Below are 13,179 nucleotides of genomic sequence, written 5' to 3' on the forward strand. Positions count from 1 at the left end.
TCGGGTGGGATTCAGGCGTGAGAAGGGAGGTGTGCGGCGGGGGGAACGTCGACGTGGGCGGCGTCGACCCACGCGGCGAGTGCGGGCAGCAGCTCGTCGAGGGTGTCGGCGCGGAAGGTGGGAGCGGCGGCGGCATCGGCGTATCCGCCGACGAGAGCGGTGTCGAGACCACGGGCGTGGGCGGGGGCGAGGTCGTTGCGCCAGACGTCGCCGACCGCGAGCACGCAGATGCCGTCGTCGAGGTCGTCGAGCAGGGTCTCGAGCCCTGCGGGCTTGGAAGCGTCGGTGACGATGCGGTCGAACAAGCCGTCCAGGCCCATCGCGGCGAGCGCCTCGTCGAGGCGGGTGGCGGGGGCGTTCGTGACGAGGAGCCGCTCGGCATCCACGTCTGCGAGGAAATCCGCGAGGCCGCGAGCCGTCGACACCGGCGCGTCGACACTGCCGAGCTGCGTGCGGCTGAGGGCGTACGCCGACGCCAGGTCGTCGTCGTCGACGCCGGCCTCGAGGGCCGCGCGACGGACGGCGTCGTAGCCGTCGATGACGTCGTCCGTCGGGGTGGCGAGGTGGGCGGCGACGGCCGAGACGAAGTCGTCGGCGGATGCCGTGTGCACGGCGACCGCGCGGGCGTAGGCCAGCAGCGGGCCGTCGCCGACGGCGACGGTGCCGTCGAAGTCGAAGATGAGAACGGGGCGGGGCACGGGGAGACTCCTGTCGTGGACGTTGCGTCCATGTTGCACCTCAAATGTGGACGCAATGTCCACGCCGTGTAAACGCTGGATGAACGGCACCTGTGCGCCCCCGCTCCGGCTCTAGCGTGGAGCGGTGACCTCCTCCGCCGCCCTCGACGCCGCCGCCGCCCGGGCCCTGTCCGACCCCGCCGCCGCGATCTCGTCTCTGCCGTGGCTCTCGACCGCGCTCGCCGACGACGCCGCCGCGGGACGCTTCGCCGCGTGGGGTCGCTCGAGCGTGATCGACGAGAACGTCGCAGCCGCGGTCCTCGCTCGCCCCCTCTTCGACGAACTACACGCGCGGGCCGGGCTAGAGGCCTCGTGGCCGGTGGGGAACGCCGGTGTGCTGCACGTGTACGGCTACCTTCTCTCGACCACGCCGACCCCCTACGGTCTCAAGCGCGAGCGGTGGCTGACGGGCGAACTCGAACGCGCGTGCGGGCTCGACGCCGGGGCGTTTATACCCTGGGCCGGGACGCAGACGCTCCTGTCACGCGCCACCGCGGCCGCGTCCGTGTTGCTGGCCCGCCCGGATGCCCTCACCGAGGAGGCCGAGGGCCGCACCGCGCGCATCGCGCTCGGCGCCCCGCTTCCCGAGGGCACCGCGGCTCTGGCCTACGCCGTCGACGGACTCCTCGTCACGATGTTCCCGGTGGACGATCCCGCGGCATTGCGGGCGGGCCTGGGCGCCCCGCGGCTGCGGTGGAACGCGGTCTGAGCCGAACGGTCGCGGACCGTCCCGCGGAATCCAGGCCGGATGCGCCGCGACACGGCATCCCGAACCGGCGCGTCATCCCCGACCTCCGCCCGAGGGAACACCCCCCGGCGAGGGCGGACGGGGCTCAGCAGCCGCAGCTCCCCCGAACCAGCACCCGCGGCTCGAACACGACGTCGAAGGTTTTGCCCCTCGGCGGCGAACCGGCCGTTCCGGCGAGGATCCGCGCGGCCGCGCGTCCCATGGCCTCCATGGGCTGGCGGACCGTCGTCAGCGGCGGAGTGGTCAGGCGCGAGCCGAGCGTGCCATCGAACCCGGTGACGATCACGTCGTCCGGCACCCGTACCCCCTCGGCCGCCAGGACGTCGAGAAGGGTGAAAGCGTTCTGGTCGGTCGCGCAGACGAAGGCGCGCGGCATCCGCCCCCCGGCCAGGAGCGCGCGCACCTGCGGCACGAGCTCGTCCTCGCCGCGCACGGTCGCGTCGATGGAATCGAGACGGGGGCGGATGCCGCGGGCCTCGAGCTCCGCGATCATCGCGTCACGACGCTCCACCGCATCCGTCGCCTCGAGGCGTCCGACGAAGGCGATGTCGGTCGCGGCGTGCTCCTCGACGAGGTGGGCGACGAGGTCGCGCATCCCTCGCGCATTGTCGACCCGCACACGGTGGTGGGGATCGTCGGCCGGGGCGGCGCTGAAGAGCACGATCGGAATGCTCGGAGTGTGTCGAGCCAGGGTCGGCGCGGTCTGCGGGGACGGGAAGATCGCCAGCCCGTCGACACGACCCACGGTGTCGGCGACCGAGACATCGGCATCCGATCCGCTGCTGAGCATGACCGGTCGCCCGAGCGCCCAGCACTCCAGTTCGAATCCCCGCTGGACCTCGTCGACGTACAGCGGAAAGGCGCGGGGATCGGACAGCACGTCGTCGTCGGTCTGGTCCCAGGCGATCACGCCCCCGGCATCGAGCGCCGGCGACTGCATCCCGCTGAGCGGCTGCGCCCGCGGGTCGGCCCGCTCGAGCAGCAGGTCGAAGGCGTGCAGGCCGAGGATGCCGGTGCGTCCGCGCGCGAGCCCGCGGGCGGCGCCGCTGGGCGCATATCCCAGCCGCCGAGCGGCATCGAGCACCCTCTCGCGAGTCGCCTCGCTGAGCTTGTCGGGACGGCGGAAGGCGAACGACACCGACGCGATCGAGACGCTCGCCTCCTGCGCGACGTCGTAGACGGTCGGTCGACGCGTCGTCTGCTCCTCCGGCATCGGATCGGCCCTACCCCTCCTGCAGCGCGACGAGCTCCTCGAGCTCCAGCCCGTGGTGCACGGGGAAGACGGGATCGCCGCTGTCCGACGGTACATCCTCGCGCGAGGAACGCACGGCATCCATCGACCGGGGGATCTCGATCGGCAGCCGACCGCGCGGGGCGACGCGCCCCGTGAGGGCATCGAGCACCGCCGCCGACGAACTGCCGTAATCGGCGACGATCGCCGCGGCATGGCCCACGAACGGCGTGAGGATCGCGGGGCGGTCGAGGTTCACCACGATCACGAGGGGGCAGGATGCCGCGATCCGGTTCAACCGGTACACCAGACCCGGCGCGAACTCGAGCGAGCCCTGGTGGAACCAGGCCTCGAGGAAGAGATCGTCGCGGGGCTCGAACGGCGCACCGATGCGGACCAGGGCGAGATCGGCCTCGGCGGGGTCGGACACCACGCGTCCGAGCTCGGCCACGTCGTCGGCGCGGAAGCCCTCGACATAGACGCTCCCGGTGGGGCGGAGAGGCAGAGTCGACCCCTCGTTCACCAGCACGGTGAGCGAACGCGCCTGCGCCCGCTCGCCGAGGGCCCGGAATTCGGGATTGCCCACGAGGCGCTCGGCCGCGTCGACGTCGACGTAGGGATCGTCGAAGAGTCCGAGCTGGAACTTCACCCGCAGCAGGCGCCGCACCGACGCGTCGAGACGCTCCTCGGACACCCGGCCCGAGCGGACGAGATCCACGAGCATCTCGACGCATTCCTCTCCGCCGAACTGGTCGCTTCCGGCATCCAGGATCTTCTCCATGCGCTCGACGGCGGTGAGGTGTTCGACGCCCCAGGCTCGGGCGGGGAGCACCTGGTCGCCGACATGGTTGTCGTTGACGAGCTCCCAGTCGGTCACCACGACGCCGTCGTAGCCGAGCTGCTCGCGGAGCAGGCCCGTCACGATCTGCCGGTTGTACCCGAAACCGACCTCCTCGATCGGCTCCCCGTCGACCTCGAGACCGACGGGCATGCCGTAGTACGGCATCATGCCCGCCGTCCCCCGGCGGATCGCCTCGCGGAACGGCTCGAGGTGATAGTCGAACATGCCGCCGGGATACACCTGCTCGCGCCCGTAGGGAAAGTGCGCATCCTCGCCGGCGAGCTGCGGGCCACCGCCCGGGAAGTGCTTCGTCGTGCAGGCGACGCTGTCGGGTCCGAGCTCATCGCCCTGGAAACCCCGCAGATACGCCGCGGTGAATGCGGTGACCCGGTCGGCATCCTGACCGAGGGTCTGCGCCTGTCGACCCCACCGCGGTTCGGTGGCGAGGTCGATCTGCGGGTGGAGGGCCGCACGGATGCCGACGGCGACGTACTCGCGCCGCGCGACCTCGGCGAACTCGCGCACGGTGTCGACGTCGTCGAGCGCGGCGAGGCCCAGACCCTCGGGCCACTGCGAGAAGGGACCTGCCGAGAAGGCGACGCCCGTGTTCTCGACGAACGCGTGCCGCGGGTCGGTGCTGATCGTGACCGGGATGCCGTGGGGCGTCGTCTCGGCGAGCGCCTGGAGGTTGTTGTTCCAGGTCGCCGCCTGGCGTGCGGTACGGATCGCGTGCACGTTGAAGTGGTTCATGTTCTTGTGCACCACGACCGTGGTCGTCGGGGACTTCGAGATCTTGCCCGGCGTTTCGAGCAGCTCGCCCTCGTCGCCGACCTCGATGACGGTCTGGAACATCAGACCGGCCTTCTCCTCGAGGCTGAGGCGGTGAAGGAGGTCGTCGGTGCGCTCGTCGACGCTGAGCGTGGGGTTCTCGTACGGGTCCATCACACCGTTGCCGTTGAGATCGCGGAAGCGCGTTCCGTCGGGTGCGGTGAGGAAGCGGGCGGAGGTCATGGGGGGGTCCTTTCGGGGCCGCCGGTGCAGGCGCGGGCGGCGGAGCTCGGGGGTCGGACCGGCGCGGGGGCCGGGCGGGCCGCGGTGATGCGACCCGCCCGCGCCTCACTTCAGACCGGTCGAGGCGATGCCCTGGATGAAGTAGCGCTGCAGGAAGACGAACAGCAGGATGATCGGCGCGATCACCAGCACGGAGCCGGCGAGCAGCAGGCCGTAGTCGGTGGCGCTCTGGCCCGTCGAGTACAGCGAGAGTGCGACCGGGAGGGTGTACTTCGCCTCGGTCTGCGCCGCGACCAGCGGCCAGAGGAAGTTGTTCCAGGAGGCGAGGAAGGTCAGGATGCCGAGGGTCGCCAGCGGCGGCCCGCACAGCGGCATGACGATCCGGGCGAAGATGCGCAGCTCGCCCGCTCCGTCGATCCGCGCGGCCTCGAGGAGCGGATCCGGGATGCCGAGCATGAACTGCCGCATGAGGAACACGCCCAAGGGGGTCGTGACGAACGGAAGGATGAGCGCCGCGTAGCTGTCGACGAGGCCGAGCGAGGAGACCATGACGAACAGCGGCACGAAGGTCACGACGCCGGGGACCATCAGGGTCACCATGACGACGACGAACAGCGCCTTCTTGCCGGGGAAGTCCATCTTCGCCAGCGCGTATCCGACCATCGAGCAGAACACGAGGTTGCCGGCGACGGTGAACAGCGCCACGACGATGCTGTTGCCGAAGAACTGGCCGAAGTTCAGCTGCCCGAACCAGGCGCCGAAGTTCTCCCAGGTGAACTGCTGCGGCCACCAGGTCGGCGGGCGCTGCAGGATCTCGCGCTGGGTCTTGACCGAGCCCAGCAGCATCCACGCGAAGGGCAGGATCCAGACGACCAGGCCGACGATCAGCACCGTGAAGGTGAGTGCGCGCCCCGGGGTGACGCGCTTGTCGGCGCGCCGGCGGCGCGGCGGCTCGGTCGCTTCGACGACGGCGGCCGGAGCCGCGGGAGACGTGAGTGTCATGGCATCCGCCCTCAATCCTTCGCGCGCAGCACGCGGAACTGCACGAGGCTGAGCAGCGCGATCGCGAGGAACAGCAGGTAGCTCGCGGCCGAAGCCGCGCCGTACTGCCCGAAGCCGAACTGCTTGAACGTGTAATAGGCCACCGAGAGGGTGGAGTTGAGGGGGCCGCCCTGTGTCATGACGAACGCCTCCTCGAAGAACTGCAGGAAGCCGACGGAGATGAGCACGGCACCCAGCAGCAGCGTCGGGCGCAGCAGCGGGAGGGTGACCGACGTCAGCCGCCGCCACGATGAGGCGCCGTCCATGAGCGCCGCCTCCTTGACGTCGGTGGGGATCGCCTGGAGCCCGGCGAGGAAGATCACCATCAGCGTGCCCACGTTTCGCCACACCGCCATCGCGATGAGCGAGGGCAGGGCGGTGCGGGTGTCGTTGAGCCAATCCGGGCCCTGGATGCCGATGATCGCGAGCGCCGAGTTGAGCAGGCCTTCCGGTTGCAGGATGTAGCGCCACACCACCGCGACGGCGACGATGCTCGTCACGACCGGGGCGTAGAAGCCGACGCGCAGGATCGAGACGAAGCGGCCCGTGCGGGCGTTGAGCGCGAGCGCGAGCGCCAGGGCGATCGCCATCGTGACCGGGATGCCGACGACCACGAACGTGGCGGTCACGCCGAGCGAGGTGAGGAACACGGGGTCGGACAGCACGCCGATGTACTGCTGCAGTCCGACGAAGTTCACGGAGAACGGCGATCGGATGTCGCGCGCCGTGAAATCGGTGAACGACATCGCGAACGACCCCACGATCGGCACGACCATGAAGATCGCGAAGACCGCGACGAACGGCAGGGCGAAGCCCCACGCGACCCATCCCTGACGCCGGCGGCGGCTCGATGCCCCGCCGGCGCGGGTGCGACCGCGGGCCGGAGCCCGTCCGGTCGCACCCACGACTGCCTGCGTCATGATCTCAGCCCAGACCCAGCTGGTCGGCGGTGGCCTGGAGCTCCTTCAACCCGTCGGCCGGCGTCTGCTGGCCGAGTCGAAGCTTCTCGAGCATCGCGTCACCGGCCGCGGCAACCTGCACCCACGTGGTGACCGCGGGCACCGACTTCGCCGTCTCGAGCTGCGTACCGAAGGCCGCGAGGGTCTTCGACGAGGCGAGGGCGTCGGTCTTCCAGGCATCCTGCACCGCGGGGAGGTCACCGGTCGCGGCGTACCACGCGGCCTGCGTGTCGGGCTGGGTCAGCCACTGCACGAGCTTCCACGCGCTCGTGGCGTTCTTCGAGTTGTCGAACACGGCGAGGTTGGCGCCACCGCTGAACGACGTCGACGACTCCTTCGTCGGCAGCACCGCGGTCGTGAACTTGTCGCTGAAGCCGGCGCCGCCGAGTTCTTCGAGCTGGCCGATGAGGAAGGGCCCGTCGATGAGCATCGGGGTCTTGCCCGAGACGAAGTCCGCCTCCTGCGCCCCGGCCGAACGATCGGCCGCCGGATTGGCCACACCGTCGGTGTAGAAGCTCTGGTAGTACTGGAACGCCTCGGCGGTCTCGGGGGTGTCGAGGGTCCATTTCGATCCGTCCTCGAGCTGAGCGCCGTTGGACCACGGCATCCACAGGTTGCCCTGGAACGAATCGTTGCCGGCGGGGAAGCGGATGCCGTAGTCGGCGCCCCCCTTCGACTGCATGTCGGCGGCCATCTTCTTCAGGTCGTCCCAGGTGGCGGGCGCCTTGTCCCAGCCTGCTTGGGCGGCGATGTCGGTGCGGTAGTACAGCACGCGCGTGTCAACGTACCAGGGCACGCCCGTCGCGCGATCGTCGATCTTCGTCGAGTCGAGGGCTCCGGGGAAGATGCCGTCGGTGGACAGGTCGCTCGGCACCGTCTGCAGCGCGTCACCGAAATCGGCCATCCACGTCGAGCCCACCATCGCGAGGTCGGGGGTGTTGCCACCGGCGATCGCCGTCTGGAACTTGCTGTACGCGGCGTCCCACGGCACGGGCGTCACGTTCACGGTGACGCCGGGGTTGGCCTCCTCGAAGGTCTTCACGAACTCCGGCAGCGCCTCGCCCTCGGCACCCATCGCCCACATCGTGAGCGTGCCCTCGGCCTTGGCGTCGCCGATCGTGCCCGCCTCCGCCGCACCGGGACCGGCGTCGGAGGGCCGGCCGCAACCGGTGAGGACGATCGCCGCCGCGGCGATCACGGCCACGGCGCTCCATCGGGTCTTCTTCATGTGTTCCTCCTCGAACCAGGCACCCGCCGTCGGGTGCTCCCTGCACGTCACGTCCGAGTTTAAGCGCATAACCACACTGTTGCAACCCATCTCCTCGCGCGACCGGGGCGCGAAATGCGCACTGGGGCGGACGTTTCGCGCCCCGCTGCACATTTCACGCCCCGCTCCCCCACGATGCCCTCGCGCGCATTCATCGGGGGGGGGATGCCGATGGCTCAGGCCGGCGACTCCAGGTAACCCCGCACGAACTCGGCGAAGAGCGCGGGCATGTCCACCGTCTCGTCGAGGAGCCACTGCTGCTGGAGACCGTCCATCACGGCGCTCAGCAGCCGCGCGGCGCGCTCCGGGTCGACGTCGGCGCGCACCTCCCCCGCGGCCTGCCCGGCCCGCAGCAGGTCGGCGGCCGTTCCGGCGCTGCGGCGGTACCGCTCGGCGAAGGCCTCGTGGGAGGGGTGGGCCGGGTCGCTGGCCTCGGCGACGACCAACGTGTACAGCGACGTCAGGCCGCGCGTGGTCGCGTTGTGCGCCACGACTTTGCGCATCTGCTCGACGAGGGTGTGCTCGTGCGGGTCCCCGGCGGCGGCGCGGACGCGCTCGTCGCGCTGGCGCAGCACCTCGGCGAACAGCTCCTCCTTCGAGGCGAAGTGATGCAGGAGCCCCGCGGGGGTCAGGCCCACACGGGTGGCGACCTCGCGGAGCGACCCGGCGGTCACGCCGGAGCGTCCGAAGACCACGACCGCCTCGTCGACGATGCGCTGTCGCGTCTGCTGCCCCTTCGCGTAGCTGCCGCGGCGACCGCGCGGTGCGGGTGCGTCGGTCATCGGCATCCTCTCCCCCGTCCGAACACACCGATGCCCGGCACCTCCGCGAGGCACCGGGCATCGAGCGGTCGAACCGTCAGTGACGCGAGGCGCCCCACGACGAGCCGAAGACCTGCTGTTCGATGGCGGGCCGGAGGTTCTGCTCCATCCTGTCATCGACCATGTAGTCCTTCAGCGTGTCACCGGTCAGCGCGTTGCCGATCGCCGCCATGATCATCGACTGGTCGAGCGACAGGTATCGCTCGGCGACCGTGCCGCTCTTCACTGCGACGGCGTCGTAGAAACCGCCCGGGCCGTAGGCACCGAGCTTCTTCTCGATGCCTCGCAGGTTCTTCAGCACACCGGCGCGGTCGTACGGCAGCGCGAGGAATGCGGCGTGCGGGGTGACGACGCCGTCGCCGAAGGTCGGGTCGGGGTTCGTCCCCTCGGCGCAGCCCGGGCGGTCGATGTCGACGTCGGTCTTCTCGGCATCCGAGGTGTATCCGTCGGACCGGATGCCGGCGATGTCGACGCCGTACTCGCTGTAGCCGCCGAACGGGTTGCTGGCGGGAGAGAAGCCCCAGTAGCCGTACCCGGCTTCCTTCAGCCCGTGACGCTTCTGCACCTCGACGGTGATCGGGTGGTTCAGGCCCCACGAGCGCGGGCCCCACTCCGCCTCGGGAATGAGCAGGTCGGGCATGAGCGCCTCGAACATGCTCCCGCCCCAGCTCGGCGCGAACGACATGCCGTCGTACGAATACACGCCCTCGTAGACGTCGACTCCGTCGTAGGTGCGAGTTTGACCGGTGGGCAGCTGCTCCTGCCACGCCCAGTCGCAGCCCGCGGGCATCGTGCGGTGGGTGCCGTACAGGCCGGATGCCGGGATCGCCCCCTCCGAAATGCCGAGGTAGGTCGCGATGCGGCTCTCGCTCACGGTCGTGTCGTAGTGGTGACAGGTGTAGAACGCCTGCTCTCCGCTGCCGTTGTACATCGGCGCCTCGACCGCGCAGCCGTCGCCGGGAGGGGCCTCCCAGAAACCGCCGCGGTTCGTGCCGGCCGGAAGTCCCGCCGCCCCCGCCGCGTCGAAGAACGCCGAGAAGTCCATCGATCGGTAGAGCGTGTCGGCACGGTCGGCGAGCGTCGGCTCGGCCTCGCGGACGATCCTCAGCCCCGCCGCGAGCCAGCCGTTGTCGACCGTGCTGAGGAACGGGTGAATGACCTCGCCCGAGGTGGGGAAGATCTCGAGCTTGGCGCCGGTGTCGGGCGCGTACCAGTTGTAGTACATACCGCTGGCGTCGTTGCGCTCCATCGTCTCGAGCGTCGACACCGTCGCGGTCAAGCGATCCCGCGCCTCGTCGGCGTCGATGATGCCGAGGTCGCGCGCGGTCACCGTCGACCACAGGTACCCGCCGATGTTGGTCGGCGAGGTGTACCCGGATGCCGTGGACTCCTCCAGCGCACCCCCGATGTTGTCGTCGGGAAGGCCGGTGTTCTCGTGGGCCATCGCCGCGAGCGAGGCCCACGTGTCGGCGGCATAGCGCTCGAGGTCACGTGCGCCAGGTCCGGCGTGGGCGGGCGGACCGGCGTGGGCGGGCGGACCGGGCTTCTCCGGGGGTGCGGCGACGGCGGGGGATGCCGCGGCGACACCGCCCAGGACGAGTCCGACGACCGCGGCGGATGCCGCGAGGGTGTGCTTCATGGCTGGCTCTCCTCATCGAAAGCGCTCCGGGGGGATGGAGCTCACTGCTCCAAAACCTTTCACATGTTAGGTATTCACGCAACCCCTCCTCCGTCGCACCGCGGGATCGGTGCTCGCGGCGTGAACCGTCGCGCGGAGTTCGTCCGCGACGCGCCGAGTCATCGGCATCCCGGACGGAGTGTCAGGCCCACACTCCGCAGGACGGCGAAGGCCGACGTGAGCGGGGCGCCAGGCGCGCGGCGCAGCTCGCCGCGACGGCCTCAGCGCAGCGCGCGGCAGGCGAGGTGCAGGGCGAGGCGGGCGTCGGTGTCGGTGAGGTCGACGCCCAGCAGCTCCTGCGCACGAGCGATGCGCATCGCCACGGTGTTGCGGTGAAGACCCAGGGCAGTCGCCGTGGCCGAGACGCCCGACTCGTGGTCGAGGTACGCGGTGAGGGTCTCGAGCAGCTCGGGGCCCTGTGACACGAGCGGCGCGAGCAGCGCCTCGGCGGCGGGCACGAAGGTGTCGGACCCGGCCCACGACAGCAGTACCTGCTCGATGCCGAGGGCGTCGACGCGCACGAACCAGCCCGTCGCGGCGCGTCCGGCGGCGATGCGCGCGCCGTCGACCGCGCCGTCGATGCTGCGCAACAGCCCGCTCGCGCCGCTGTCGAGCGAGCCGACGCCGGTTGCGACGTCGAACGAACGGCGGACGTTGTCGTGCAGGGCTCGGACGGCGGCGACGTGCTCGTCGAGGCGGTCGGCTGCCGGTGGCTCGGCGAAGCTCAGCCAGCCGGTGACGCCGCGGCCACTGGTCACGGCCTGCGAGTCGACGGGCAGTGCGGCCAGGTTCCGACGCACGAAACGCAGCAGTTCCAACGTTTCGAGGCGGCGGCGGCCCGCAATCCGAAACGCGAGGTGGTACCCGCCCATGCGCCACCCCCGCTCGCTCATGCGCTGCTCGACGTCGGGATCGCGGGCGTCGCGGGCCTCGAGGAACTCCCGGAGGAGACCGGATGCCACGGCGGCATCGCTCACGTCGGCCACCTCGTCGATGAGGATACGGGCGGCGACCGCCGGCATCGCCACCTCGGCGGCCACGGCCAGGGCCGCCAGCTGTGCGGGGCTCAGCCCGGAGCCGAACACGGCCAGGCGCAGCCCGGCGCGGCTCGGGCTGTCGACGCGTACCGAGGCAGCCGCTCCCTCCGCGACCGAGACCGCGTCCTGCCAGAGTCCGAAATCGATGGCAGCGCGTACCGCCTCGGGCAGGTCGCCGCCGGCCTGCAGCAGTACGCCCTCGGCGTCGATGAGGGCCACGCCGTGACCGACGCTGGCCGAGAGGTGGCGGAGCAGGTCGGCCAGGTGCGCGGCGGAGTACTCGATCGATTGCGCGACGCGTCGCACGTATCCGAGCGTCAGTGCGTCGCGCCCCTGTACGAGCTCCCACGCGGCGCGGGCCAGGGCCATCGGGTCGTCGACGGCGAGCAGAGTGAGTCCGAGCCGGGCGGCGAGGGCGCGGCTGCCGGCACCCAGCGCCTCGGCTCCGGAGAGGGCGAGACCGCGGAAGCCGCGGTCGCGCACCCGCCGCACGAGGGCGTCCTGCTGCCACGGCGCGGATGGCGGAGGCTCGGTGAGCGCGGCGAGCTCGCCGTCGCCTCGCTCGGGCAGCAGCGTCTCGCGCGCGGCGACGACCACGCCGGCGAAGGCCTCCGCACCCGCGGACTCGACGAGCACGCGTGCGCGGCCGTTCGCGGGGTGCGCGAGCAGGGCACGGAGGTCCAGGGGCGTCATGGCGTCCCCCTCGGATCGCGGAGAGCACGACACGGCACGCTCACCATCACTCGACCTCGCGGTCGCGCAGGCCGCGGGCGGCGGGGCATGCAGGGCCGCACGGGCGTCACGACTCCATCTCCAGGTCACGCAGCCCGTAGGCGGCGGGCACCACGTGCGCGAGGCGCTCGGGCGACTCCCGCCACCACTCCGGCGCCGGAAGCGACAGCACGCGCACGTGCCGAGCGAGGGTCACGGCGTCGACCTGCAGCACGTCGCCCGAGACGGTGTCGATCGCGACGAGGACGTCGGGGGATGCGGCGATCGTGCGCCCATCGCGAGTCACCGCGAGAAACTCCGAACGCGCGACGAGCCGCAGCAGCGCACCGTCGTCGCCCGTCAGCTCGACCGACCTGGCGAACGCGTCGTCGGGCACGGCATCCACCGCGCTCACCCGCCCCGCGCCCAGGATCCGCGCCCCGAGAAGCTCGCCAGCGGAGACGTCGGACTCGCCGAGCGCGAGCGCTCGAGCGAAAGTCCCCCGGATGCCGTGGGCCACGAGGTCGCCGACGGTGAAGCCCGCGACGAGGACCGCGCCCGCTCCCCCGGCCCGGATGACGCTCGCGCGCACGAGGCTCTCGACGTCGGCGGCCCGCGCCGACTCGACGACCATGACGCCCCCGCCCGTGTCGGCGACCAGCACGACACCGGGCACCGCGTCGACCACGAGGGAGAGCTGGTCGATCCCGGGCAGCGCGCGGCCCATGAGATCGGCATCGACGAGGGTGCGACCACGGGCGAGGAGGAACGGGGTGAGGCCGTTCAAGCCGGCCCCCTCCAACGCACACACGGCCACGGCCGCCACTCCGGTCCAGCGCTCGGCGGCGGCCAGGAGCGGCGCGAACGCGTCTTCCGCCGGCACGCGTTCGCCCAGGAGGTACGTCGACCCGGCGAAACCGACGGCGACGCACGGGGTGAGCGGATCGAGGTCGTCGAGGTCGTGCAGCGCGACCGGACCGTCCAGCACCTCGGCGGCCATGAGCTCGAGGAGCGTCGTCGCGCCCCCGCCGCCCGCGCCGAGCAGGGCGAACCCCCGGGCCAGCGCCGGCAGGCGGTCGGGCCCGAGGGTTCTCATG

Annotated in this window: 11 protein-coding genes; 1 reads left to right on the forward strand and 10 read right to left on the reverse strand. The window is 71.3% G+C overall.

Features of this window, described 5'->3' with window-relative positions; all coding sequences use genetic code 11:
• Positions 1 to 11: 11 nt before the first annotated feature.
• Positions 12 to 698: an HAD family hydrolase gene (locus NE358_RS13095; protein ID WP_289939185.1), complete on the reverse strand. Its 687-nt coding sequence runs from the start codon at positions 696 to 698 to the stop codon at positions 12 to 14.
• A gap of 124 nt (positions 699 to 822) precedes the next feature.
• Here NE358_RS13095 and NE358_RS13100 point away from each other — a divergent pair, with 124 nt between their 5' ends.
• Positions 823 to 1,446, forward strand: coding sequence for an amino acid deaminase (locus NE358_RS13100; protein WP_289939187.1), 624 nt, complete (start codon positions 823 to 825; stop codon positions 1,444 to 1,446).
• Between the two features lie 124 nt (positions 1,447 to 1,570).
• Here NE358_RS13100 and NE358_RS13105 read toward each other — a convergent pair whose 3' ends face one another.
• The 9 genes from NE358_RS13105 to NE358_RS13145 form a co-directional block, all read right to left on the reverse strand.
• Positions 1,571 to 2,698: a LacI family DNA-binding transcriptional regulator gene (locus NE358_RS13105; RefSeq protein ID WP_141377675.1), complete on the reverse strand. Its 1,128-nt coding sequence runs from the start codon at positions 2,696 to 2,698 to the stop codon at positions 1,571 to 1,573.
• Between the two features lie 10 nt (positions 2,699 to 2,708).
• Positions 2,709 to 4,568 carry a glycoside hydrolase family 3 protein gene (locus tag NE358_RS13110; protein WP_103205950.1) on the reverse strand — a complete coding sequence of 620 codons (1,860 nt, stop codon included), beginning with the start codon at positions 4,566 to 4,568 and terminating at the stop codon, positions 2,709 to 2,711.
• A 105-nt stretch (positions 4,569 to 4,673) separates the two neighbouring features.
• The gene (locus NE358_RS13115) at positions 4,674 to 5,570 is read right to left on the reverse strand and encodes a carbohydrate ABC transporter permease (protein WP_103205949.1); all 897 of its coding nucleotides are present in this window, start codon (positions 5,568 to 5,570) and stop codon (positions 4,674 to 4,676) included.
• 11 nt (positions 5,571 to 5,581) lie between these two features.
• Complete coding sequence (locus NE358_RS13120; RefSeq protein ID WP_103205948.1) at positions 5,582 to 6,529, reverse strand: carbohydrate ABC transporter permease; 948 nt, start codon at positions 6,527 to 6,529, stop codon at positions 5,582 to 5,584.
• Positions 6,530 to 6,533: 4 nt separating this feature from the next.
• On the reverse strand, positions 6,534 to 7,796 hold the full coding sequence (locus tag NE358_RS13125) for an extracellular solute-binding protein (RefSeq protein ID WP_141377671.1): 1,263 nt from the start codon (positions 7,794 to 7,796) through the stop codon (positions 6,534 to 6,536).
• Between the two features lie 215 nt (positions 7,797 to 8,011).
• Positions 8,012 to 8,617, reverse strand: a complete 606-nt coding sequence (locus tag NE358_RS13130; protein ID WP_289939199.1) for a TetR/AcrR family transcriptional regulator — start codon at positions 8,615 to 8,617, stop codon at positions 8,012 to 8,014.
• Between the two features lie 76 nt (positions 8,618 to 8,693).
• Positions 8,694 to 10,295, reverse strand: a complete 1,602-nt coding sequence (locus NE358_RS13135; RefSeq protein WP_289939201.1) for a glucoamylase family protein — start codon at positions 10,293 to 10,295, stop codon at positions 8,694 to 8,696.
• 260 nt (positions 10,296 to 10,555) lie between these two features.
• The gene (locus NE358_RS13140) at positions 10,556 to 12,064 is read right to left on the reverse strand and encodes a helix-turn-helix domain-containing protein (protein ID WP_289939202.1); all 1,509 of its coding nucleotides are present in this window, start codon (positions 12,062 to 12,064) and stop codon (positions 10,556 to 10,558) included.
• A 106-nt stretch (positions 12,065 to 12,170) separates the two neighbouring features.
• Positions 12,171 to 13,178, reverse strand: a complete 1,008-nt coding sequence (locus tag NE358_RS13145) for an S-methyl thiohydantoin desulfurase domain-containing protein (RefSeq protein WP_289939204.1) — start codon at positions 13,176 to 13,178, stop codon at positions 12,171 to 12,173.
• Position 13,179 lies beyond the last annotated feature (1 nt).

This window comes from Sphingomonas sp. G5, from assembly GCF_052660795.1.

Coding starts and splice junctions, on each gene's coding strand:
- NE358_RS13105 (WP_141377675.1), bottom strand. CDS start 2,698: ATGCCGGAGGAGCAGACGACGCGTCGACCGACCGTCTACGACGTCGCG.
- NE358_RS13110 (WP_103205950.1), bottom strand. CDS start 4,568: ATGACCTCCGCCCGCTTCCTCACCGCACCCGACGGAACGCGCTTCCGC.
- NE358_RS13115 (WP_103205949.1), bottom strand. CDS start 5,570: ATGACACTCACGTCTCCCGCGGCTCCGGCCGCCGTCGTCGAAGCGACC.
- NE358_RS13120 (WP_103205948.1), bottom strand. CDS start 6,529: ATGACGCAGGCAGTCGTGGGTGCGACCGGACGGGCTCCGGCCCGCGGT.
- NE358_RS13125 (WP_141377671.1), bottom strand. CDS start 7,796: ATGAAGAAGACCCGATGGAGCGCCGTGGCCGTGATCGCCGCGGCGGCG.
- NE358_RS13130 (WP_289939199.1), bottom strand. CDS start 8,617: ATGACCGACGCACCCGCACCGCGCGGTCGCCGCGGCAGCTACGCGAAG.
- NE358_RS13135 (WP_289939201.1), bottom strand. CDS start 10,295: ATGAAGCACACCCTCGCGGCATCCGCCGCGGTCGTCGGACTCGTCCTG.
- NE358_RS13140 (WP_289939202.1), bottom strand. CDS start 12,064: ATGACGCCCCTGGACCTCCGTGCCCTGCTCGCGCACCCCGCGAACGGC.
- NE358_RS13145 (WP_289939204.1), bottom strand. CDS start 13,178: ATGAGAACCCTCGGGCCCGACCGCCTGCCGGCGCTGGCCCGGGGGTTC.